Here is a 22,144-nt window from a genome sequence, read left to right on the forward strand (position 1 = left end):
ATCCTCCAATCAATAGTTTGTAGATAGTTGGAGCAAAAGACGGCATCTGAAAGCAGACAGTAACATCCGTATTTCAGCTAACCTTTCTTTCCTGTCATCCGTTTTTTGCTTAATGAGGCGATAAATGCTCTTCTTTCCTGCCCGTTTCCCTAAGAATTTTGCAGCATACAGAAGCAACATTATGCAAGAAGGATCTGAATGCTTGGGAGTTACGCATTCTCACCCTAACTTCACTCTTGGAAACCAATTCAAGGGAATAATGAAAAAGAACGCAGATGCAGGCAATATAGACAGCAGGAGAAATCCTCATCGAAAGAGGAGTTCCTCCAAGAACGCAGAGATAGAAAACTACCTCTCCACACACTACGAGTTCAGATATAACACGGTATTGGGCAGAACCGAATATCGCAGTAAGGGTAATAGTAGTTTTGTAAAGGTTGGTCGCTATGAAATCAACACACTTCGCAGGGAACTTGATTGCGATGAAGGCATAGCGACTTCTGCCGAGAACCTTTATTCCATCATTGAAAGCAGCTTTTCTCCCCGTATCAATCCCGTGCAGGAGTATTTAAAAGGGTTGCCATTGATAGATATAGGTGATAGCAGTAGCTGTGATGATGCTGGTTGTAGGGATAGTAATGTGCCTTCTTTTTCACCGAAAGCAATTTCCGATTTGGCAAGCTACGTTGTTGTCCGTAATTCTAACAAATGGTTGCCGTATCTTACCAAATGGCTCGTGGCGGTGGTCGCCAATGCGATGGACGACCGCGAGTGCCGCAACCATACCTGTCTTGTACTGACAGGCGAGCAGGGCAAGTTCAAGACCACGTTCCTTGACCTGCTCTGTCCGCCAGCACTGCATGGTTACAGCTACACGGGCAAGATATATCCGCAGGAGAAAGACACACTTACTTATATCGGTCAGAACCTTATCGTAAACATAGATGACCAGCTCAAAGCCCTCAATAAGCGGGACGAGAACGAACTGAAGAACCTTATCACCTGTCCGATGGTCAAGTACCGTATGCCATATGATAAGTATGTAGAGGAGCATCCCCACTTGGCAAGCTTTGTGGCATCGGTGAACGGCAACGATTTTCTTACCGACCCGACAGGCAGCAGACGTTTCCTGCCCTTTGAAGTTCTTTCCATAGACATAGAGAAAGCCAAGCGTATTTCAATGGACAATGTCTATGCTGAAGCCAAAGCCCTGTTAAAGTCAGGTTTTCGCTATTGGTTTGATGATGATGAGATTGCTGAACTATACAGGGAGAGTGAAGACTTTCAAGTACAGACCGCTGAGATGGAACTTTTGCTGCGTTGCTTTGAAAAGCCAACGGAGGATGAAAGCTATTCGTTAATGACTACTACGGAGATACTCACCTATCTGGGTATTTATACCCACCAGCCACTTGTTGCCAAGCGTATGGGCGAAGCCTTGAAGAAAGCAGGATATATAAAAGTGAGCAAACGAAGAAATGGAGGCAGCCCCATCTATGTCTACAAGATGAGAAAAATCTTGCCCTGCCCGCTCCTTCAAACTTGTAGTAACCAAATGTAGTAGAATGTGTAGTGTCGTCCTACACTATCAAGCATTACTGATTATCAATTACTTATCATAAAATGGTATGTAGTAAGAAGAAAGATGAAAAAGTTTGGAGGGGAAAAACTTTGGAAACGGTAAAACCATAAAACAGACAAACATAAATATTTATCATTCAACCCATTAAAGTATCAAAACAATGAAAGAAGAAGATTTATCACTTATCAAGCGATATCCCATCGTGGAGTATCTCGAAAGGAGGGGTATCAGGCCTGTCCATAAAACACCAACCTATGCCATGTACCGTTCACCGCTCAGGGAGGAAACGCGTCCGAGTTTCAAAGTGGACAGGGAAAAGAACCTTTGGATAGACTATGCCGAAGGCAGGGGCGGAAGCATCATCGACCTCTGTATGCGCTTGGAAGGCTGTACGCTCTCGGAAGCCATCTGCCGTTTGGGGCAGAACGCTTCCGATAATACAGCGCACAGCTATTCAAAGACTGAACCCCGTATTGGTCTCAACCAGACAACTACAAGACAAGCAAGCGAAACAAGGAGACTGATAAGCATATCAGACACCTTGCCGCCGCATTTGCAGGAATACCTTATCAAGGAACGTTGCATCAATTTGAAAAAGGCAACACCCTTTCTCAAATGTATCAGCTACGAGGTAAGGGGAAAGAGATATGAAGCCATCGGCTTTGCCAATTCTTCGGGTGGTTATGAACTTCGGGACAACAATACGTTCAAGGGAACGATTGCCCCGAAGAACATCACTCCGATATTTGAGGACAAGGCACAGCCCGTCTGTCTGTTCGAGGGCTTTATGGACTTTCTCTCTTTTCTTTCAATGAAAGGGGAGGTCTCCAACCAATGCCTTGTGATGAATTCCGTGAGTAATGTAGCAAGAAGTATCCACTACCTGAATGAAAGAAATATAACCTCCGTTCGTGCTTTTCTTGACAATGACGATGCAGGGCGAAAAGCTGTGCAGGAATTTGTAAACACAGGTTTTAAGGTAGAAGATATGGCTGTGTATTATGGAGACTTCAAAGATCTCAACGATTTTCACGTCAGACGTGTCCGTGAGCAACGGGAAGAGTTGGAGAAAACTCCAAATATAAGCAACAAAATAAAACAAGTCAAACTTAAAATAAGATAGAGTGATGAAAAAGGAAAGAAGAAACATGGAAGAAATAGATCGTTTCATAGGAAAAACTTTTGGTATGAGCCAAGCTGAAAATTCAAGTGAACAATCTGTCTCTGAATTCCGGGAAAAGGGAATGAAAACTATTCAAGAGCAAAAACAACAAGAAACAGGACATGCCATAGAGCATGCCACGCCATCCGAGCCTGTACTGCATACAGAGCATGCAACTATTCAACGACGCATCAGTGCCAAGATGAGAAAAGAGACACTTGACGCATACAGGCAGGCGTTTCTTGTTCCAACAAAGCTAAGTGAGAGAAAGGCGGTCTATCTGAGCAGGGAAACACAGGAACGTGCAGACTTCATTGTCCGTAGATTGGGAGATAAAGGAGCCAATGTCTCGAGCTTCATCGAAAACCTTGTGCGTATCCATTTGGAGGAATACGGTGAGGATATAGAAAAATGGAGGAAGCTGTAAACAACAGAAAAACGGTCAAGGACTATCGAGTAAAAGGATGTCCCTTTCACTCAAAATCCTCGACCGTTTTAGGGTAGTACCAACAATAGATTTTTACTGAACACATTGAACGGTGGGAATGCCACGAACACAGTTAATCTTCTGAATGCATAGCATTCATTTTTGGACGACAAAACGCTTTATGCGTAAACGTTTCGTTAGCTGACATTGCAAGACGTCAGTTTGTACCCACAAACTGCGCTTGCTCCCCTCGTTCGGTTATCGGGGAGATTAGACCATAATCACTCCGTTCTCATCGGTCAGCGTTCGGAAATTAAGCAAGATTGAAAACAAAGAAAAGAGGACTTTTATATGAACAGATATGATAGCAGAACTGCCAAATGGCAGCAACGAGGTAAAGAAGAAGCGAGGATGAACAAGACGGAGTTCATCAAGGTAAGATGCACCTTAGAGGAAAAGCAGCGCATCAAGTCAAAGGCGGAAAGCACAAGACGGAAGTTCTCAGACTACTGCCGTGAAATACTCCTTAATGGAGAAGTGGTTGCCATTCCTAAGATGACGGACAATGAGAGAGAAGCCATTGCCATTCTCCAGCATACGGGCAGGTTCTATGGGCAGATTTCCAACCTTATTAAAGTCAAGGATGAGAGATGGGTACATATCACACAGAACCTTTTGCTATGTGCCAAAGAAGCATTTAAGCGATTTTACGACCCGCATTTTCGTGTGGACGACGAAATATATAAGGTCTTAAATATGTCGAGAGATGATAGGAAAGTGTAAGGCGATAGCGCACGGCAGCAATGCGCTGGAGTATATTTTTCGGGAGGGCAAGCTTGGCAATCGGCTTGCCTTTCACAATCTTTGCAGCAGGGAACCGAAGGCTATCTACAAGGAAATGAAAGTGGTCAGCGATTACAACACACGATGCAGAAACAAGTTCCTCCGCATTGAAATCGGTATAGCACCTCAGGATGAGAAGAAACTACCCGTATCTGAACTCATGCGGATAGCCCATCTGTTTGCCAACCAAATGGGACTTGACAACCACCAATGGGTAGCAGTAACGCACAAGGACACCGATAACAGGCATATCCATATCATTGCCAACCGCATCAGCCTGTATGGGGAAGTCTATGACACCACTTTTGTAAGCAACAGGGCAGCAAGAGTGGCGGAGGAAATAAGTCGCTCGAAAGGCTTGACCATTGCAAAGGAAGTAAAGGCTGAAAGGATGTATCAGAAAGCAAAATCCAATCCTACGAGAGAGCAAACGAAGCAGCAGGTACAAAAGATTTGCTACACCTTGCTTGAAAAGTATAAAGGAACAGGCATCACAGGGCATTCAATGTTTCTTTACGACCTAAATAAGAACGACATCGCCATAGAGCGCATGAAGAACAAGCAGGGCAAAGTATATGGTTTGAAGTTCTCCTTCAATGGACAAAGCTTCAAGGCTTCCGAAATCGGCAGGGAGTTCGGCTACCGTTCTTTGCAAAAGAACTTTGAAGCAGGCAATAAAGCCGAAACAAAGGAGATAATGACAAAAGCTCAAATAATGGCGCACGAGCAGGAAAAGAGCAAACCCCAACCGGATACAGCCTATCAACTTGTTCCTCCCAGCCGTTCGTACACACCGCCTACAAAAGCAAACGAAACTTCACCTATTGCACAAGCCGTAGGAAATGTAGCAAGCACTGTCTTGAATGCTGCTGAAGAAATAATTTCGGGAGCAGGTGGACTTATCAATCCACAGACACATGGCGATGATTATGCTGAGACGGTATGGCAACGAAAACTCAGAAACCAAGCCAAGAAAAAGAAGAAACGAGGAAGAGGAATATAACCATTCTCCTCATTTTTCAATCTTTCCAAACAACAGATGACGCAAAAGAGTGAAAATCTTATCAAAAACGCTTGTTATTCAAAGCAAATGATTATCTTTGCAAATAGAATAACAAGCGTTCTTTGTTGATGCAGAAACCTGCGGTTAATGGCACTTCGCTCGTTTCCAAATCGTTACCTGTTTAGTTTGCACAGCAAGGTAACTTCTTTATTTTCAATTAGATACATTTTAGAAATTATCTTCCCTCGTAATCACATCGCCGTTTCGCCGCAATCGCAACGCCCCGAAACCGCCGTGGCATTCTCGCCACCCCCTACGGCAATATCCGTAGGGCCGCCGGGACACTCCCACCACCCTATACAGCAATACCCGCATACCCGTTGGGACGCCCCGTGCCACGGTTTCTCCCCCACCCCATTTCCCGCTCCTTTTCTGACCCTAACCGGCGATAAGCCAAATATTATTCGTAACTTTGCACTCCAAACGATTGATAGCGAATGAACAAGAAACTCTTCATAGAGACCTATGGCTGCCAGATGAACGTGGCCGACTCGGAAGTTGTGGCCTCCGTGATGCAGATGGCGGGCTACGAACTCACGGACAACGAGGACGAGGCAGACGCTATTTTCCTCAATACCTGCTCGATACGCGAGAACGCCGAGAACAAGATTTACCACCGGCTCGACACGCTGCACGCCTTGAGGAATTCAAAATTCAGAATTCAAAATTCAAAATCGGCAGGGCCGATACTGGGGGTTTTGGGCTGCATGGCCGAGCGCGTGAAGGACGACCTGGTGAAGAACCACCATGCCAACCTGGTTTGCGGCCCCGACTCGTACCTGAACCTGCCCGAGATGATGGCCGCCGCGGAGAACGGACTGCCGGCCGTGGACGTGACCCTCTCGACCACGGAGACCTACCGCGACGTGATACCCCAGCGCATTGGAGGCAACCGCATCAGCGGTTTTGTGAGCATCATGCGCGGCTGCAACAACTTCTGCCACTACTGTATCGTGCCCTTTACCCGCGGCCGTGAGCGTAGCCGCGACGTGGAAAGCATACTCAAGGAGGTGCGCGACCTGCACGACAAGGGATTCAAAGAGGTGACTTTGCTGGGCCAAAACGTGAACAGCTACGGACTGCTGCCCAATGGCAAGCGTCCGGCCGACGGCACCTTGTTTGCCCAGCTGCTGCGCCTGGTGGCCCGTGCCGTGCCCGATATGCGCGTGCGCTTCACCACGTCGAACCCCGAAGACATGACCGAGGACATCCTGCATGCCGTTGCCGGCGAGCCCAACCTGTGCAACCACATCCACTTTCCCGCCCAGAGCGGCAGCAGTAAGATACTGAAACTCATGAACCGCAAGTACACCCGGGAGGAGTATCTCGGCAAGGTGGCAGCCATTCGGCGCATCATTCCCGACTGCGGCATCACCACAGACATCTTCGTGGGCTACCACGACGAGACCGAGGAAGACCAGCAACAGACGCTGAGCCTGGTGCGCGAGGTGGGCTTCGACTCGGCCTTCATGTTCAAATACAGTGAGCGTCCCGGCACCTACGCCGCCAGCCACCTGCCCGACAACGTGCCCGAGGAGGTGAAGACCGACCGGCTGAACGAGCTCATCCGCCTGCAAACGGAGGTCAGTGCAGCCCAGAACCGGAAGGACGAAGGCAAGGTATTCGAGGTGCTTATAGAGCGTTTTGCCAGGCGCAGCCGTGGCCAACTCATGGGTCGCACGCCGCAGAACAAGGCGGTGGTCATCGACAAAGGCAGCCACCATTTGGGCGAATTGGTCTGGGTGCGCATCACCGGATCCACCTCGGCCACGCTGATTGGCGAGGTGGTCGACGGGCCCGACGCCGCGGCTGCAACCGGCGACGCCACACAGAAACCCTAACACAGAGCCATGAAGGAATTCCTGAAAGTGCTGCGGCGGTTCATTCCGCCCTACAAGAAATACCTGGCACTGAGCGTGCTGTTCAACATCCTTTCGGCGGTGCTGAACATCTTTTCGTTTGCCACGCTCATCCCCATGCTGAGCATTCTCTTCCAAACCGACGACACGGCACGGGCCACCCGCCTCATGCCCGTGACGATGGCCAACCTGAAAGAGGCCTTGATGAACAACATGGACTACTATGTGAATCAGCTTGTAGGCAGTGTCGGGGCCACCACCACCCTGCTCATCATCGGCCTGGTGCTGTCTTTCATGACCTTTCTCAAGACCGGAGCCTACTTCCTCTCCTCGGCCACCATCATCCCCATACGCACGGGCGTGGTGCGCGACATCCGCAATCAGCTCTACCAAAAGATAACATCGCTCTCGCTCGGCTTCTTCTCCGAGGAGCGAAAGGGCGACATCATCGCCCGCATGAGCGGAGACGTGCAGGAGATAGAGAACAGCATCATGTCGTCGCTCGACATGCTTTTCAAGAATCCCATCCTTATCCTCATCTACTTCACGGCCCTGCTCGTGTTCTCATGGCAGCTCACCCTGTTCACCATTGTCTTTGTGCCCATCTTCGGCTGGTTCATGGGACTGGTGGGCCGACGGCTCAAGGCACGCTCCATCAAGGCCCAGGCCCTGTGGAGCGACACCATGAGCCAGGTGGAAGAGACGCTTGGCGGCCTGCGCATCATCAAGGCCTTCTGTGCCGAGGAGAAGATGAACCGGCGTTTCGACGAGGTAAATTCGGCCTATCGCGACAACGTGATGCGGGTGAACATACGCCAGCAGATGGCACATCCGATGAGCGAATTTCTGGGCACGGTGATGATAGTCATCGTGCTGTGGTTCGGTGGCGTGCTGGTGTTGAGCCACCGAAGCATCGACGGCCCCTCGTTCATCTACTACATGACCATCCTTTACAGCATCATCAACCCGCTGAAAGATTTCTCCCGTGCCGGCTACAACATTCCCAAAGGACTGGCCTCGATGGAGCGCGTGGACAAGATACTGATGGCCGAGGTGACCATCCGCGAGCCCGAACGGCCGGTGCACCTGCGCAGCTTCGAGCGCGACATCGAGTTCCGCGACGTAAGTTTCAAGTATGGTGAACACTGGGTGCTGCGCCACATCAACCTCACCATTCCCAAGGGAAAGACCGTGGCCCTCGTGGGGCAGAGCGGCGGCGGCAAGTCGACGCTCGTCGACCTGATACCCCGCTACTACGACGTGCAGGAGGGAGAAGTGCTCATCGACGGCGTCAACGTGCGCCAGCTGGGCATCCACGACCTGCGCCAGCTCATCGGAAACGTCAACCAAGAGGCCATCCTCTTCAACGACACGTTCTACAACAACATCACTTTCGGCGTGGAAAACGCCACGCGCGAGGACGTGGAGCGGGCGGCACGCATTGCCAATGCCTACGACTTCATCATGGAGTCGGAGCAGGGATTCGATACCAACATCGGCGACCGCGGCGGCCGTCTCTCGGGCGGACAGCGGCAACGCGTGAGCATTGCCCGCGCCATTCTGAAGAATCCGCCCATCCTCATCCTCGACGAGGCCACCTCGGCACTCGATACCGAGAGCGAGCGGCTGGTGCAGGACGCACTGTTCAAGCTGATGAAGACGCGCACCACCGTGGCCATTGCCCACCGCCTGTCTACCATCAAGAACGCCGACGAGATATGCGTGCTGCACGAAGGAGAGATTGTGGAGCGGGGCACGCACGACGAACTCATGGCCTGCGACGGCTACTACAAGAAGCTGCACGACATGCAGGCTTGACCCATTAACCCCCGTAGCGTATGACACACGTGGTTTACTGTCTGTTCTATGCACTCTCGCTGCTGCCCTTCTGGCTGCTGTATGCGCTGTCGGATGTGGAATACTTCTTCATGTACAGGCTTATCGGCTATCGTCGGAAGATAGTGAGGGGCAACCTGCGCTCGGCTTTCCCCGATATGGGAAAGCAGGAATTGGACAAGATAGAACGTGGGTTCTATCACTGGTTCTGCGATTATTTTTTCGAGGCCATGAAGCTGTTGAGCATCAGCGACCGCGAGATGAGGAAACGGCTGCGCATCACCAATGGCGAGGTGCACGAGCAGTGGTTCAGGCAGGGACGCAACACGGCAGCCATTCTGGGCCATTACTGCAACTGGGAATGGCTCACCCGGGTGGGCATGGACATGGACGAATCGCGGCGGCTCTGCTTCATTTACGACCCGTTGCACAGCAAGGCTTTCGACCATCTCTTCCGCCGGCTGCGCTCGTGCCCGCCCATCGGCGTCACCGTGCCCAAGCGGGACATCCTGCGGCAACTGGTAAACTGGAAGCGCGAGGGCGTGATGTCGCTGAGCGGATACATTGCCGACCAGGCCCCGAAATGGCAGAACATACACTGCTGGCTGCCGTTCCTGAACCACGACACACCGGTCTTTACCGGTGCCGAACGCATCATGCGCAAGATGGACAACGTGGTGTTCTATGTAGATATACAGCGTCCTCGCCGCGGTTATTACACCATCACGTTCCAGCTCATCACCGACGAGCCCAACCGTCTGCCCGAATTTGAGATTACGCGCCGCTTCTTCCAGATGCTCGAAGAGAGCATCCGCCGCGACCCGGTGCCCTATCTTTGGACCCACAACCGCTGGAAACGCACGCGCGAGGAGTTCGACCGCAAGTTTCGGATTGTGGGCGGAAAGGTGGTGCCCAGAGACAATTGATTACTTCACCAGCGAGGTGATGGCCTCTTTCACGCCTTTCATGTTGGAAAGAAAAGCCTTGGCCGCGCCAAACTTCAGGTGCATGTCCAGCCGCACGGGCACGTGGTTGGCATCGTCGGTGACGTAGAAATCCACGATTTTCTTGTATTCCCCGCCGTCCTTGCTCTCCATGTAGGCCAGCTTCAGGCAGCGGTACGTGTGGCCGTTGTCGGCCTTGATGTTGGTCTTGCCCTCGTAGCGGAGCCGGGCGGGCTGGGTGCCGTCGCCGTCGGAAATGGGGAAGTCCACGTCGTGTCCGCTTTTCCATCCCGTGGGATTGAACGAACGCGCGCGCAGGAAAATGCTCATCATGTCGTACACGCAGTCGTCATACGTGTGCTTGTTCCAGGTGTGGGAGTCGTCGTTGTGCTGCCTGTGTTGGCGAATGGAACACTTTCCGTTGGGGTAGGTATAGAACACTTCGTCCACCGTGTAGCGCGAGCCCTCGTGGGCTCCCTTGCGGAAATAGAGCGGGGTGAGGTCGAGCGTGTTGTAGCAGAGCAGCGTGTCGCGTAGCACAAACATCTGGTCCACCTTGTCGCTGCCACGTGTGATGAGACTGCCGCGATAGGCCTTTTTGCCATTGTAGACGCTCTGCACCGTGGAGAACGAGGCCGTGCCGGCCTTCACCCAAACGAACTTCCAGTTGTAGTAGAGGTTGTAGGACAGGAACTCGCCCGACTTGAAAGCCGTGTTGCGAAAGGTGCATTGCGCCGAGGCCACGACGGGCAGCAGCAGCAGGAGCGATGCCGAGAGGATATGCTTGAGTGGGTTCATCATGATTTTGATATGGGGTTTGGGGTTATTTGAGGGTGGGAATGTACTCGATGCCCAGCTTGCGGGCACGGTCGGCATTGCGGTGCTGGATGGTCTTCTCCTTATCGGCCTTCTGCTGGATGATGGCGCCCGGCTTCTGGCGATAGAGCGGAGTTTCGGCGGGGTTCCACGATCGGGTGACGTCCCACTTGGCCTTGCACTCTATCTCCTCGGGATAATAGTACACGGCTTCGGGCTGCACGTCGTCGGCGTAGCTGCCCGTGTCCCAGCGGCGGTTGTCGTTGGCGTCGAGAATCATGCGCAGATAGTACTTGCCTTCCCTGAGATAATAGAACTCGGCTTGGCCCGAAGCGGTGAACACTTCCTTGACCACTTTGTCCGATCCGTCCATGAGTTGGGCAATGACATGCTGTCCTTCCATGCCGGCAAGCGTGACCAGCAGGGTGGCGTAGGCATCGGTGGCGCGCACCTTGAGCCCTTGTTTCAGCGGCCCGGACACCTGGCCGTAGATGGTGCAGAACGTCGCGCTGTCTGCCTCCAGGCTGTATTCCGTGTCGGGTTTCCACTCGGCCCGCAGCAGATAGGTCTCTCCGTTCACCCGGCTCAGCTCGCAGAGCTCGCGGTACCACAGCGTGTCGGCACCCGGTTTGGAGAAGAGATGGATGTGGGTGGAGTCGATGTCCATGAGCGGTATGGGCGAGCTGATGGTGACGTTTTGGTCGGGATCCATCTCCCCGCCGGGCGTGACCGTGAGCTTCAGCGGCTCTCGTGGCATGACGGAGTCGTAGGGTTCGCCGTGCTTTTTCTTCTTCTCCTCTTTCTTTTGCCACTCGTCCAGCAGTTTCTTTTCTTCTTTCAACCGCTTGGCATAAGGCTGTTTGGAGAGCAGGGGCACGGTGTCGGTGCGCAGCCGGAGCACGCCCAGCGTGTCGGTAATGTGGTGGGTGAGCAGAACGGTCAGCGTGTCCTGGTTCACCAAGGCCGTGTTGCGCAGCCAGTAAGTAATGGTGTCGCGCCCCGCGGTGGGTTCCACCACGAAGGCATTCTCGGCGTTGAAGTTCAGGCCTCGGACTTGGGGCAGCACGCTGTCGCCGTAGCTGTAGTAGAGGGTGAAATGGTTGGCCTCCTTGCGTTCGCTCTTGACCAGATAGCGGTCGGTCAGGATTTCGTTGAACGCCCGCAGACAAATGTTGTCGGGCAGAAAGTGGGTATAGGGCACGCGCTCGATGTTCTTGATGTGCAATGAGTCGATCCACGTGGTGTCTTGGCGGATGTCGGGCTTGAAGCTGGGCTCGATGAGGTCGCGGCTGAAAGCCAGCATCTCGCTCTTTTGCCCGAACATGTAGTCGCCGTCGGCATCCTGAAGGGCATAGATGCGGTATTTGCCCGAGGCCACGCCCTTGATGACAAAGCGGCCGCGCGAGTCGGTTTTCGACACGCGCAGCATGGGTTTCTTTTTGAAGGCAGAGTCCGAGAGGTCGTCGTAGAGGCCCACGAGCATGCCCTTGACAGGCTCCAGATTGTCGGCCTGAAGCACATAGCCCGACACTTCCAGGGTGTCGATGTGGTCGCCGGTGGAGAAACTGTAGGTGTAATTGCCCAGCGGATTGCCCTCGTTGTTGTCGGTAATGGCGCTGGAGAAGTCGATGGTGTAGGTGGTGTTGGGCTTCAGCGAGTCGAGCAGTTCGATGCTGATGCGCTTGCCCTGCCCCTTGATTTCGGGGGCCTCGAGCTGTGGCGGCGACACCACCACATTCTGAGTGGGGTTGTCAATCTTGATAAATTCGTCGAAGTTGATGTAGATATGGCGGCGCTTCACGTTGGTTGCCTTGTCTTCGGGAGACGCTCCAATCACCCGCGGCGGGGTCTCATCGTACCATCCGCCATCGGGGCTGCCCATCTTGGCGCAGCTGAAAAGTAAAAGGGTAAAAAGGTAGAAAGGTAGAAATCTTCTACCGCAAACCGCATATTTCATCATGTTAAAGCCTTTGCCCATATTCGTTTCCTTGCGTTTTTACCCTTTTTATCTTTTCTTTTTTACCTTTTTACCTTTTCTTTACCCTTTTACCCATTTACCTTTTTACTCTTTATTCATCTCCAGCAGCTCGTCCATGTTCTTGCGCGAGTTGCTCAGCCGCGGCACCTTGTGCTGTCCGCCCAGCTTGCCTTTGGCCTTGAGCCAGTCGTTGAACAGGCCCGGACGGGCCTCCACCACTTCGAGATGCTGCAGGGTCACGTCGTGCGAACGCTTGGCTTCGTAGTCGGAATTGATTTCCTGCAACTTCTCGTCGAGCAGCCGTGCAAAGTGCTGCAGCGTGTCGGGCTGGTGCGAGAACTCGACGAGCCACTGGTGCCGGCACTTGGCATTCTCGTCCATGTAGACCGGTGCGGCCGTGTATTCGCTCACCTGAGCGCCCGTGTGCTCGCACGCATAGGCCAGTGCTTTCTCGGCGTTGTCCATGATGAGCTCCTCGCCGAAAGCGTTGATGAAATACTTGGTGCGGCCTGTAATCACGAACTTGTAGGGGCGGCGGGAAGTGAATTTCACGGTGTCGCCAATCATGTAACGCCACAATCCGCATGAGGTGGTGATGAGCATGGCATAGTTGCGGCCGAGTTCCACGCCTTCGAGCGGCACCACATTGGCACCTTCCTGCCCCACCTCTTCGAGTGGAATGAACTCGTAAAACACGCCGTAGTCCAGCATGAGCAGCATCGAAGAGTCGGTGGGGTCGTCCTGAATACCGAAGAATCCCTCCGAGGCATTATAGGTTTCCATGTAGCTCATGCGGGGCGAGGTGATGAGTTGCTCGTACTGTTTGCGGTATGGCGTAAAGGCAATGCCACCGTGGAAAAACACTTCCAGATTGGGCCACACCTCTTCGAGGTGCTGCTTGCCCGACAGTTCCATGACGCGAACAAGCACGCTCAGCATCCACGAGGGTACGCCGGAGAGGTTGGTAATGTTCTTGTTCAGGCACTCATGGGCGATGCGGTCGCGCTTGAGCTCGAAGTCAGAAAGCAGTGCCGTGTGCTTCTTCGGCACGCGAACCAGGTTGGCTAGCGGGTTGATATTCTCGATGAGGATGGCGCTCAGGTCGCCCACGAGCGAACCTTCCTGGTTGTAATTGGGCGAGTGGCTGCCGCCCAGAATGAGCGAGCGGCCGTCGAAGAGACGGCTCTCGGGATGGTTGCGCAGATAGAAAGCCACCACGTCCTCGCCACCTTTATAATGGATGTTCTGCAGTCCGTCGCCCGAAACGGGAATGAACTTGGACTTGTCGTTGGTGGTGCCCGACGATTTGGCAAACCATTTCACCACGCCCGGCCACAGCACATCGGCTGCGCCATGGCGCATGCGGTCGATGTCGGCCTTGAGTTCCTCATAAGTATTCACCGGCACGTTCTGGACAAAGTCGTCGTAGCTCAGCGTGTTGGCCAGCAGATGATTGCGTCCGTATTCCGTATTCTGTCCCTTGCCAATCAGGTATTTCAACGCTTCCTGCTGGAGGGCCTCGGGGTGAGTGTAGTGCCGTTCCAGCTCTTTTTGGCGGGGAATGAAGAATTTACCGGCTATCTTTGTTAGACTCATTTTGCGAAAATATCGGTTTGAGCTGCAAATTTAGCCTAAATCTTTGAATCTAAGGAACGATTTAGCATTTTTAATATGGGCTCCCCGCTCTCCTGTTCCGCCTTGTTCGGCCATTCATCGGGAGAGATGCCGGCTTTCTGTTCGGGACTTTTTTTCTTGATTATTCCAACGAATGCTTGCCCATTTCACAAACATTCATTACCTTTGCACCGGATTGATCGCAAAACATGTACACCATTAAGAGATACAACAGAGCAGAAGAGGTGCAGGGAACCACAAATTTTCCTGCAAATTTTTCGTCGAATTGTTTGGTAGTTCCAAATAATTTGCTACTCTCTCTCTCTCTCTCTCTCTCAAGCCACTGGCGTAACCTCTCTCTAAAACACTTACGTGTACGCGCGCGAGGTGAACCTCGTGCAACCCCAATAGGCAAAGGACTCCCCGGAGTTTCCTTTGCCCCACTTTTCGTGCCCTTTTCGCAGCCGGGCGAAAAGGGAAATAAGCAGCCTTTAAGGCCTTAAAAAGAAGTAAATCCCCAATTTAAAATCAAGATTATAAAACATGAACAGACAAAAGACAATGAAGTGCGCCTATCTCGCGCCATGCACTGAAGTGATTCCAGTGAATTTAGAATGTTCTTTGTTGCTCAGCTCCCCCGTTTCAGGCGGGCACAACGATGCCGGCGACGACGAGGAACTGAATGCCAAGCAGGGCGGATTCTTCGATCACGAGGAAGAGGCCGGTACAAACGGCTGGAGGCCTTGGAGCGAAGACTAAAAGGAATAAAAGTACGGAACCATCAGAAAAAGGAAACATGAAAATGAATACCAAGCATTTATCCACGGCGGCATTACTGTTCATCGCCGCCACGTTCGCCGGTTGTGCCGGAGATGAAAAGACATCGACTGGACAGCAAAGGCAGCAGCCAGGCACGGAGGGAATGACGGAGTTTGCCGTAGTCGATTATGACGCGAATGTCGTCGCCACACGTACTTCGGGCGAATATACGGGCTCATCGGTGAAATTTTACTGGACATCGAACGACCAACTGTGGATCAACAACATCGCCTCCGCTTCGCCCTTGAAACCAAGCAGTCGCTCCACCATCCCCACCCCAAACGGCAAGGAGGCCACCGCCAAGTTCTGGTTTGAAGACCGCTACACCGCCCCGGACTATCCCGTGCGCTATACGGGCAACGGCAACGCCGCGGGCAACAAGGTGATCATCAAGTCGGCACAGGCGCAGCAAGCGCCCAACGACGGCGCACATATCGGCACCGACGGCGACTGCGGCACGGCAACGGCACACCGCCAGGGCGACGGCTCATATCTCTTCACGCTCGACCACAAGGCATCCTACCTCACGTTCATGCCCTGCTACAGCAAGGTGTTCGACCCAAGCGTAAAAGTGACTCAAATCAAGGTCAGCGCCGACCAGCCCCTTGCCGGTACATACGATTTCGATGATACGGGCATCAAACCATCCACGGCAACCGCGACGTCTCAAAGCGTCACCCTCACGCTCTGTGGAGGAGGCACCAACGGCTTCGAGATTCCCGTTAACACAGATTACGGCAAGAACGCTGCCATCATGGTCGTTGCTCCTGGATCGTACACCAACTTCACCGTGGAATACACCCTGCACGACCAAGCGACGAACATAACCGGCACGGTGAAGAAGAACTACGGCAACGTTATTTGCAACGTGGGAAAGAACAAGAAGTTTGCAATGAATTTCACCATTCCACATTATGACAACAAATATTATATGTGGGATGCCGCACAGCATTATTGGCAAGGGTATGAGCAATTTCAGCCAAAATTAAATGGGGAGACAAATACTACATATTATCCCAAAGTCTCTACCGATCCACGTTGGTTTACTCCAAGACTTACTCCTGATTATGCCCACAACACAAACATGATAAGCTGTCCTAATGTGAATGCAATTGCATGGTACGTTCTGCATGGCGAACCTCATTGGGATAACAAAACATTGTGGAGCACGATGGGGCATCTTTATAACAAAGGTATATGGATGAAAAAAAGTAGTAAGATATCCGGATTTGACTGGGAGACTGCTCCTGACGGTACTGATTGGCGACTAGGAAAAAACCCTACCCGCATCCTCTATGGAACCTTGTCAAACACTCCCCTTAATTCTACTGACGACTACTTCTACTTGCCTTGTCTTGGCCGCTATCTGGAAGGAGAACTCGTAGTGGGCAACCATGGCCTATACTGGTCCAACACGGCAGGAGTCCAAAGTTCATTTGCTGCCGGAGGATACTATTATTCAAGCCTTTATTTTTATGAGAATTTCATCGTGCTTCATTATGACGATGCTATTCGGGCACAGAAAGTATGGCAATTGGACAAAGTCCCGACAGACTAATATTTATCCCCATGACGTCTCTCGCTCTTTGACATACCCACCGTTGCCAGGATTTTTTCGTTTTCCGTCGTGTGTGGTTCATTCCCGAGGTGTTTACCCCCGACGATGTTGCGGACACACAGGGCGTGTGTCCCTACAGGGTGCAGCGCATGGGGAATTGAAAGACAACGTCCAATCGCACCGGGTTCAAAAAAGACAACGAACAACAACCGAAAACAACGCTGCGCCGCGGCATTGCCGTTGTTGAGAGTTGTTATCCGTTGTCTTTGTCAACCCATAAAAAACGGGAAGTGAAGATTTCCCTCGGGAAATTTGTCCAAGACAACGGGAAGTGAACATTTCCCACGGGAAATTCGTCCAAGACAACGGAAAGTGAGCATTTCCCTCGGGAAATTTGTCCAAGACAACGGGAAGTGAAGATTTCCCGCGGGAAATTTGTCCAAGACAACGGAAAGTGAACATTTCCCGCGGGAAACACATGCAAAACATTTTATCCACCTTTAAAACCAAAAGACCATGACAGAAGAAATTGGAACCATCAAGCTGGCGGGCATCAACAACGGCGCGCACTACAACTTCATGAGCAACGTGGCCGAGAAGGCGAAGGGCGACGAGGCTGTGTATGGCAAGGCCAAGTCGCAGACCGACGCTCTGGTGTCGGCCCTGGCGCAGGAGAACGAGGACCTGATGCTGAGCCGCAAGAGCTCGCTGAGCGACACGATTGCCGAGGCCGACCGTCAGCGCGATGCCTACTACCGCGGCTACCGCAACGGGGTGCGGAGCTTCCGCTCGTTCCCCGCGGGGGCGCAGAAGACGGCGGCGGACACGTTGTGGCAGCACATGACGGACCATGGCATCGAGCCGAAGATGCAGCTCGACCGCGAGACGGGCCTGCTGACCAACCTCGTGGAGGACCTTCAGGGTCGTCTGGCCCCGCAGGTGGCGGCGCTCGGGCTGAAACCTTTCGTAGACGGGATGAAAGCGGCCAACGAGACGGTCCGCACGTCGCTCTCGGGGCGCGACACGGAGCTGTCGGGACTGACGCTTGGTGCCCTGAAAGCCTCGCGTGCGAAGACCGACGAGGCCTATCTCTCGCTCGTGCGTCGCGTCAACGCGCATGCCGAGATAGAGGGCGCGGGCGATTACTTCGTGTTCATCACCTACGTGAACGAGCAGATCAAGCGTTTCAAGGAGCAGGTGCTGCCCTCGGGCAAGGGTTCCGGCAAAGGTACGGGTCCCGGCAAGGGCTCGAAAGGTTCTGGAACAGGCAAGGGCTCCGGTAAGGCATCCATTAAGAAGCAGCTGTCTCTGCTCATCCCGACTTTCGAGACAGCTCAGGGGCTGGCTGCCGGCTCGCTGGCGTATGCCGGTCACACGGGCGAGCTGCCGGACGGTACGAAGCTCTATCTGCTCTACGTGGACGGCAACCCCGACAACTTCGTCTGGGTGAAGATCGACGGCGACCACTTGTCCAAGGTGGACTATCTGGCCGGGGCAGGGAAGCCGGGCGGCGTAAAATAGGATATACTCAATATATCATGTTTTTATAATATCTCTTTTGGCGCGGACTGTGTCGTGAGACACGGCCCGTGTTTTTTTAGACAGAACAACATATTGAGTATATGGCTGCGCAGTGTGGTTTTTAGACAGAACTACATATTGAGTATATATCTGCGCAGTGGGGTTTTAGACAGAACAACAGAAAGGACATATAGCTGCGCGAAGAATGCGCAAGCAATAATTTCTCAAATCGCTTGTGCCGTTGACCGAAAACCGTTATCTTTGTCACAAAACCAAGACGATTATGGCAAACTATATCCGATTTGACTGGGCCATGAAGCGGTTGTTGCGCGACAAGGCCAATTATGGGGTGCTGGAAGGCCTCATCACGACGTTGCTGGGCCGCCCTATCAAGATACAGAAATTGCTGGAGAGCGAGAGCAACCAAGAGAACGAGGAGGACAAACAGAACCGTGTGGACGTGCTGGCAGAGGACGAGCAGGGCGTGCTGTACCTCATCGAGGTGCAGAACGAAACGGAACTGGCCTACTTCCAGCGTATGCTCTTTGGTGCGTCCAAGCTCGTCACGGAGTACATCAACCGGGGGCAGGGCTACGAGAATGTGCGCAAGGTGTACAGCATCAACATCGTCTACTTCAATCTGGGCGAGGGCAAGGACATCGTGTACCACGGCAAGACGGAGTTCCGGGGCATCCACAACCATGAACTGTTGCGCCTTTCGCCGTTCCAACGGCAGCGGTTTGCCGTTGATGAGGTGAGCGAGCTGTATCCCGAGTACTATATTCTCAAGGTGAACGACTTTGACCGATGGAGCCGCGTGCCGCTGGAGCAGTGGATCTATTTCCTGAACACGGGCGAGATTCCCGACGACGCTACGGCCCCGGGACTGGGCGAGGCCCGGCAGAAACTCAAGCTGGACCACATGACGCGCGAGGAGCTCCGCGCCTATTACCGCCATTTGGACAATGTCATCATTCTGCGCGACAACATCACCACGGCACGTGGCGAGGGCCACTTGGAAGGAAAGGAAGAAGGAAGAGCGGAAGGAAAGGCTGAGGGCAGGGCCGAGGGTATTGCCGAAGGCATACGGATGACGGCACGCAAGCTGAAGGACATGGGGCTGTCGGACAGACAAATCGCGCAGGCCACTGGGCTTAGCCCGGAAGATATTCGGAATCTTCATTAGATTCTATCGCTGCAAAGCCTTTGCAACAGCATTCAAGACATCGCGCAAAGCACCGAAAAAACGCATGACAAAAGCCAAATGACAGCTATTGCTGGCTGTCATTTGGCTTTTATATATAGGGTAAGGGGGCTGCCCCACCCTATTTCACCTTGAGTCTGCCGTGGCTGATGAACACGCCGTGGCTGGGTTCACGGTCGAGGGCCATGCCCTGCAGGTTGTAGATGCCCTGACGGCCGGTGCCCGGCTTGGCGGCCTCGTTTATCTTCGCGGACGCTATGGACGTGGCGGTGTCGATGGTCAGCGTGGGGCTCTTGCAGCCTTTCTGCCGGGTGGTTCCACTGTAGTTTGCCTCAACCTTGTGCGTGCCGCCGGCCAGGTCCCGGGCGTGGAAAGTGACGGGTTCGCCGTCGTATTTCACGCTGCCCGCGGGCTTGCCGTCGATGACGAACTGCACGTAGCTCTGGGCATCGTGGGCTCCGCTTACGCTGGCCGTGAGGTCCACCTCGCTGTTGTCGGCCTTCACGGTTTGGCTGCTGAGGGTTATCTGGCCTCCCTCCTCGCGCTCGGGACTCAGCCGATAGAGCTTGGCGCCATGGCTGGGAATGCTCACCCAGAGCCGTCCGGCCACCGAGTCGAGGTGCGTCTTGCCCCAGCAGTCGTACACGCCCACTTTCTGATTGGCCGCATAGCCCAGTCCGGTGAGATCCACATGATAGCCATTTTTCTTCACGGCCTCGAAAGTAAAGGTCATCGTAGTGCCCGAGGTGGCACTGGGATTGTCGGTGTCGCAGCTGGAGTCGTAGCCACAGAGTGCCTTGAATTTGACGTATTTGTGACCCTCGGGCAGCCGATAGGTAAGTGTGCAGCCGCCGTTCATGCCCAGCCCCGTGTCATAGCTCTTGCCGTCCACTTTCAGCTGTCCGCCCTCCACGTTCCTGTTGATGTGCAGCGTTCCCCAGTCGCTGGTGTAGCTGTTGTGCTTCAGGGTGGTGAGCGAAGTCTCGTTGCCGTCGGCGTCGATCAGTACGGGGTTGATGAGGTCGGCGCGGTCGTAGGCGAAGCTGCCGTCGTAGTTGTCCACCGTAATCTTCAGCATTTCGGCATCTTTCACGTCTGTTTCGAGCATTTCCGACTTCTTGCCCTGTCGGCTGATGAGCCCCGTCCCTGCGGGTCGCGGGTTGTGGTCGAACACCATGAAGCAGATGCTCGTGGTCGAACCGTTCTGCCCGATGCCACTGTCGTCGGCGGCAGCCATGGCCTTGAAGCGCACCACGTCGAGCGTGTCGGGGATTGTAAACAGCAGCAGGGCGTTGGCGTCGGTGGAGAAGCCACGGTCGTAGGCCGTGCCCATCACTTTCATTTTTCCTCCGTTGTCCACGTTCTTGTCCTCGCGCACGCGGTTGAAGTACGACTTGGTATAGGTCTGCGTCAGATACTTTCCCGTCAGAGCCACCTCCGTGCCATCGCTCAGCACCAGCGTGGGATTGATCCAGTCGCCGTGGTCGTAGTTGAAGTTGTCGCCTCCATCGTCCACGACGAGCACCAACGTCTTGCTGCCCGCGGGCCATGCTATGTCTACGTTCACAGCGTGTCCGTCGGTGGTATAGGCCACGTTCTCACTCTTGTACAAGGCCTCGTTGGCGTGCACCCAGCGCGTGTCGTCGTCCTGGAACATGGCCAGATAGCGTGTGCCGTCTTTCGGGTCGAGGCTGGTCCACACGATTTCACCCGTGCCGCTGTTGTAGTATTGGCGGGCATCCACACCATAGGCATTCATGTCGAGCATGTCGCGGTTGGTCAGCAGCGAGAGCGTGAAGTCGTCGTTGCGTGTCATTTCGCCGCCGAAGAACAGTGGAGAATGGCACACCCCCCACAGCGTCATCATAGTGTACTGCTCGTCGCGGGTGAGTTGAGTCCAGCGGCCGGGGTCGGCATTGGTGTAGCCCGGGTCGGCGATGGTCATGGCAATCTGGCCCAGGGGCAGCATGTCGCAGTCGGCATAGTTGCCCGGCCGCGTCACTTTCTCCCAGGCATGGGCCTCGTTGAACACGGCTTTCACGTGTGACCAGTTGTCCCACAGGTCGTCCATCATGCGCCATTGGTTCACCATGGCCAGGCACTGGTCAGCATACTGATACTGCGTCTTGCCCGGACTCACGGACAGCACGATGGGCCGGCCGCACCGGTCGATGGCCTTGCGCAGCATCGCTATCTCGTCGGTGTAGAACGGGCGGCTGATGTCGTCCACCTTGATAAAGTCCACACCCCACTCGGCGTACAGCTGCATGATGCTGTTGTAGTACTGCTGGCCCTCGTCGGTGTTGCGCATCAGGGCATTGTCGGCCAGCCAGGTGCAGGGCGATGTCGTGCCGTTGTACACCTTGGCCCAGGCTTCCCGCCGCTCGGCGTCCGTACTGCCGGCACTGCCCATCAGCGTATAGGCCGTCGGATTCTGTGCCACAGCGGTGGGCACGCCGCGCATGATGTGGATGCCGAACTTCATGCCCATGGCATGGATGGAGTCGGCCAGGGCCTTGAATCCCTTGTTCACGCCGTCCACCAGCGCGCTGGGGAAGCGTGTGGGCGACGGCAGATAACGTCCGTATTCGTCGAGCACGTAGTCCTGCGAGCCTTTCTGGTTGTACCATCCGCCACCCAGCGAGGGATGGTTGCAGTACCAGCGTATGTCCACGACGACGTATTCCCAGCCATAGTCCAGCAGGTTGTCGCGCTGGTACCGGGCATTCTGCATCACTTCTTTCTCGGTGACGGAGCTGTAATAGCAGTCCCACGAGTTCCATCCGCGGGGAGGCGTGGGCGCCCAATGGCAGAATTCGGCCTCGGTTCCATCCTGGGCCACGGCCGGCTGCGACAGGCACAGCGCACCCATCATCAAGCCGAACAAAGCATTCTTCATCATGTTGTTTTAGGTTTAA

16 protein-coding genes are annotated in these 22,144 nt (G+C 53.7%); 12 read left to right on the forward strand and 4 right to left on the reverse strand.

Translation table 11 applies throughout. The features are described from left to right. Nucleotides 1-124 precede the first annotated feature (124 nt). From PREDE_RS06850 to PREDE_RS06885, 8 genes are all read left to right on the forward strand, one after another. Nucleotides 125-1,561, forward strand: coding sequence for a VapE domain-containing protein (locus tag PREDE_RS06850; protein ID WP_005845326.1), 1,437 nt, complete (start codon nt 125-127; stop codon nt 1,559-1,561). Nucleotides 1,562-1,742: 181 nt separating this feature from the next. Continuing rightward, the gene (locus PREDE_RS06855) at nt 1,743-2,705 is read left to right on the forward strand and encodes a toprim domain-containing protein (protein ID WP_005845327.1); all 963 of its coding nucleotides are present in this window, start codon (nt 1,743-1,745) and stop codon (nt 2,703-2,705) included. A gap of 4 nt (nt 2,706-2,709) precedes the next feature. Further along, nucleotides 2,710-3,171 (forward strand): DUF3408 domain-containing protein, encoded by a 462-nt coding sequence (locus PREDE_RS06860; protein WP_005845328.1) that lies wholly within the window; start codon nt 2,710-2,712, stop codon nt 3,169-3,171. 351 nt (nt 3,172-3,522) lie between these two features. Further along, on the forward strand, nt 3,523-3,954 hold the full coding sequence (locus PREDE_RS06865) for a plasmid mobilization protein (protein WP_005845330.1): 432 nt from the start codon (nt 3,523-3,525) through the stop codon (nt 3,952-3,954). Further along, nucleotides 3,938-5,017, forward strand: coding sequence for a relaxase/mobilization nuclease domain-containing protein (locus PREDE_RS06870; protein WP_005845331.1), 1,080 nt, complete (start codon nt 3,938-3,940; stop codon nt 5,015-5,017). The genes PREDE_RS06865 and PREDE_RS06870 overlap by 17 nt, the downstream gene beginning before the upstream one ends. A gap of 497 nt (nt 5,018-5,514) precedes the next feature. Continuing rightward, nucleotides 5,515-6,918, forward strand: coding sequence for a tRNA (N6-isopentenyl adenosine(37)-C2)-methylthiotransferase MiaB (gene miaB, locus PREDE_RS06875; RefSeq protein ID WP_005845332.1), 1,404 nt, complete (start codon nt 5,515-5,517; stop codon nt 6,916-6,918). A gap of 9 nt (nt 6,919-6,927) precedes the next feature. Beyond that, nucleotides 6,928-8,754 carry an ABC transporter ATP-binding protein gene (locus PREDE_RS06880; protein ID WP_005845334.1) on the forward strand — a complete coding sequence of 609 codons (1,827 nt, stop codon included), beginning with the start codon at nt 6,928-6,930 and terminating at the stop codon, nt 8,752-8,754. Between the two features lie 20 nt (nt 8,755-8,774). Then, nucleotides 8,775-9,698, forward strand: a complete 924-nt coding sequence (locus tag PREDE_RS06885; RefSeq protein ID WP_005845336.1) for a lysophospholipid acyltransferase family protein — start codon at nt 8,775-8,777, stop codon at nt 9,696-9,698. Here the strand turns inward: PREDE_RS06885 and PREDE_RS06890 are convergent, their stop codons facing one another. The 3 genes from PREDE_RS06890 to PREDE_RS06900 form a co-directional block, all read right to left on the reverse strand. After that, nucleotides 9,699-10,517, reverse strand: coding sequence for a DUF3108 domain-containing protein (locus PREDE_RS06890; RefSeq protein ID WP_005845338.1), 819 nt, complete (start codon nt 10,515-10,517; stop codon nt 9,699-9,701). It abuts the gene before it with no gap. 22 nt (nt 10,518-10,539) lie between these two features. Then, nucleotides 10,540-12,510, reverse strand: coding sequence for an Ig-like domain-containing protein (locus PREDE_RS06895; RefSeq protein ID WP_005845340.1), 1,971 nt, complete (start codon nt 12,508-12,510; stop codon nt 10,540-10,542). Between the two features lie 84 nt (nt 12,511-12,594). Continuing rightward, the gene (locus tag PREDE_RS06900; protein ID WP_005845341.1) at nt 12,595-14,106 is read right to left on the reverse strand and encodes a GH3 auxin-responsive promoter family protein; all 1,512 of its coding nucleotides are present in this window, start codon (nt 14,104-14,106) and stop codon (nt 12,595-12,597) included. A gap of 561 nt (nt 14,107-14,667) precedes the next feature. Between PREDE_RS06900 and PREDE_RS06905 the strand changes: the two genes are divergently transcribed. The 4 genes from PREDE_RS06905 to PREDE_RS06920 all read left to right on the forward strand — a co-directional run bounded on the left by PREDE_RS06905 (nt 14,668) and on the right by PREDE_RS06920 (nt 19,208). Beyond that, nucleotides 14,668-14,883: a hypothetical protein gene (locus PREDE_RS06905; protein WP_005845342.1), complete on the forward strand. Its 216-nt coding sequence runs from the start codon at nt 14,668-14,670 to the stop codon at nt 14,881-14,883. 37 nt (nt 14,884-14,920) lie between these two features. Beyond that, entirely contained in the window at nt 14,921-16,501 is a 1,581-nt protein-coding gene (locus PREDE_RS06910; RefSeq protein WP_005845343.1) for a hypothetical protein, read from the forward strand. 516 nt (nt 16,502-17,017) lie between these two features. Continuing rightward, complete coding sequence (locus PREDE_RS06915) at nt 17,018-18,022, forward strand: DUF6261 family protein (RefSeq protein WP_005845345.1); 1,005 nt, start codon at nt 17,018-17,020, stop codon at nt 18,020-18,022. Nucleotides 18,023-18,305: 283 nt separating this feature from the next. Further along, nucleotides 18,306-19,208, forward strand: a complete 903-nt coding sequence (locus PREDE_RS06920) for an Rpn family recombination-promoting nuclease/putative transposase (RefSeq protein WP_005845347.1) — start codon at nt 18,306-18,308, stop codon at nt 19,206-19,208. A gap of 139 nt (nt 19,209-19,347) precedes the next feature. On the opposite strand, the gene PREDE_RS13290 is transcribed toward PREDE_RS06920, so the two are convergent. Then, nucleotides 19,348-22,128, reverse strand: a complete 2,781-nt coding sequence (locus PREDE_RS13290; RefSeq protein ID WP_005845348.1) for an NPCBM/NEW2 domain-containing protein — start codon at nt 22,126-22,128, stop codon at nt 19,348-19,350. Nucleotides 22,129-22,144: the final 16 nt, after the last annotated feature.

The sequence above is a fragment of the Prevotella dentalis DSM 3688 genome (assembly GCF_000242335.1).
In the GTDB taxonomy this organism is placed as follows: Bacteria; Bacteroidota; Bacteroidia; order Bacteroidales; family Bacteroidaceae; genus Prevotella; species Prevotella seregens.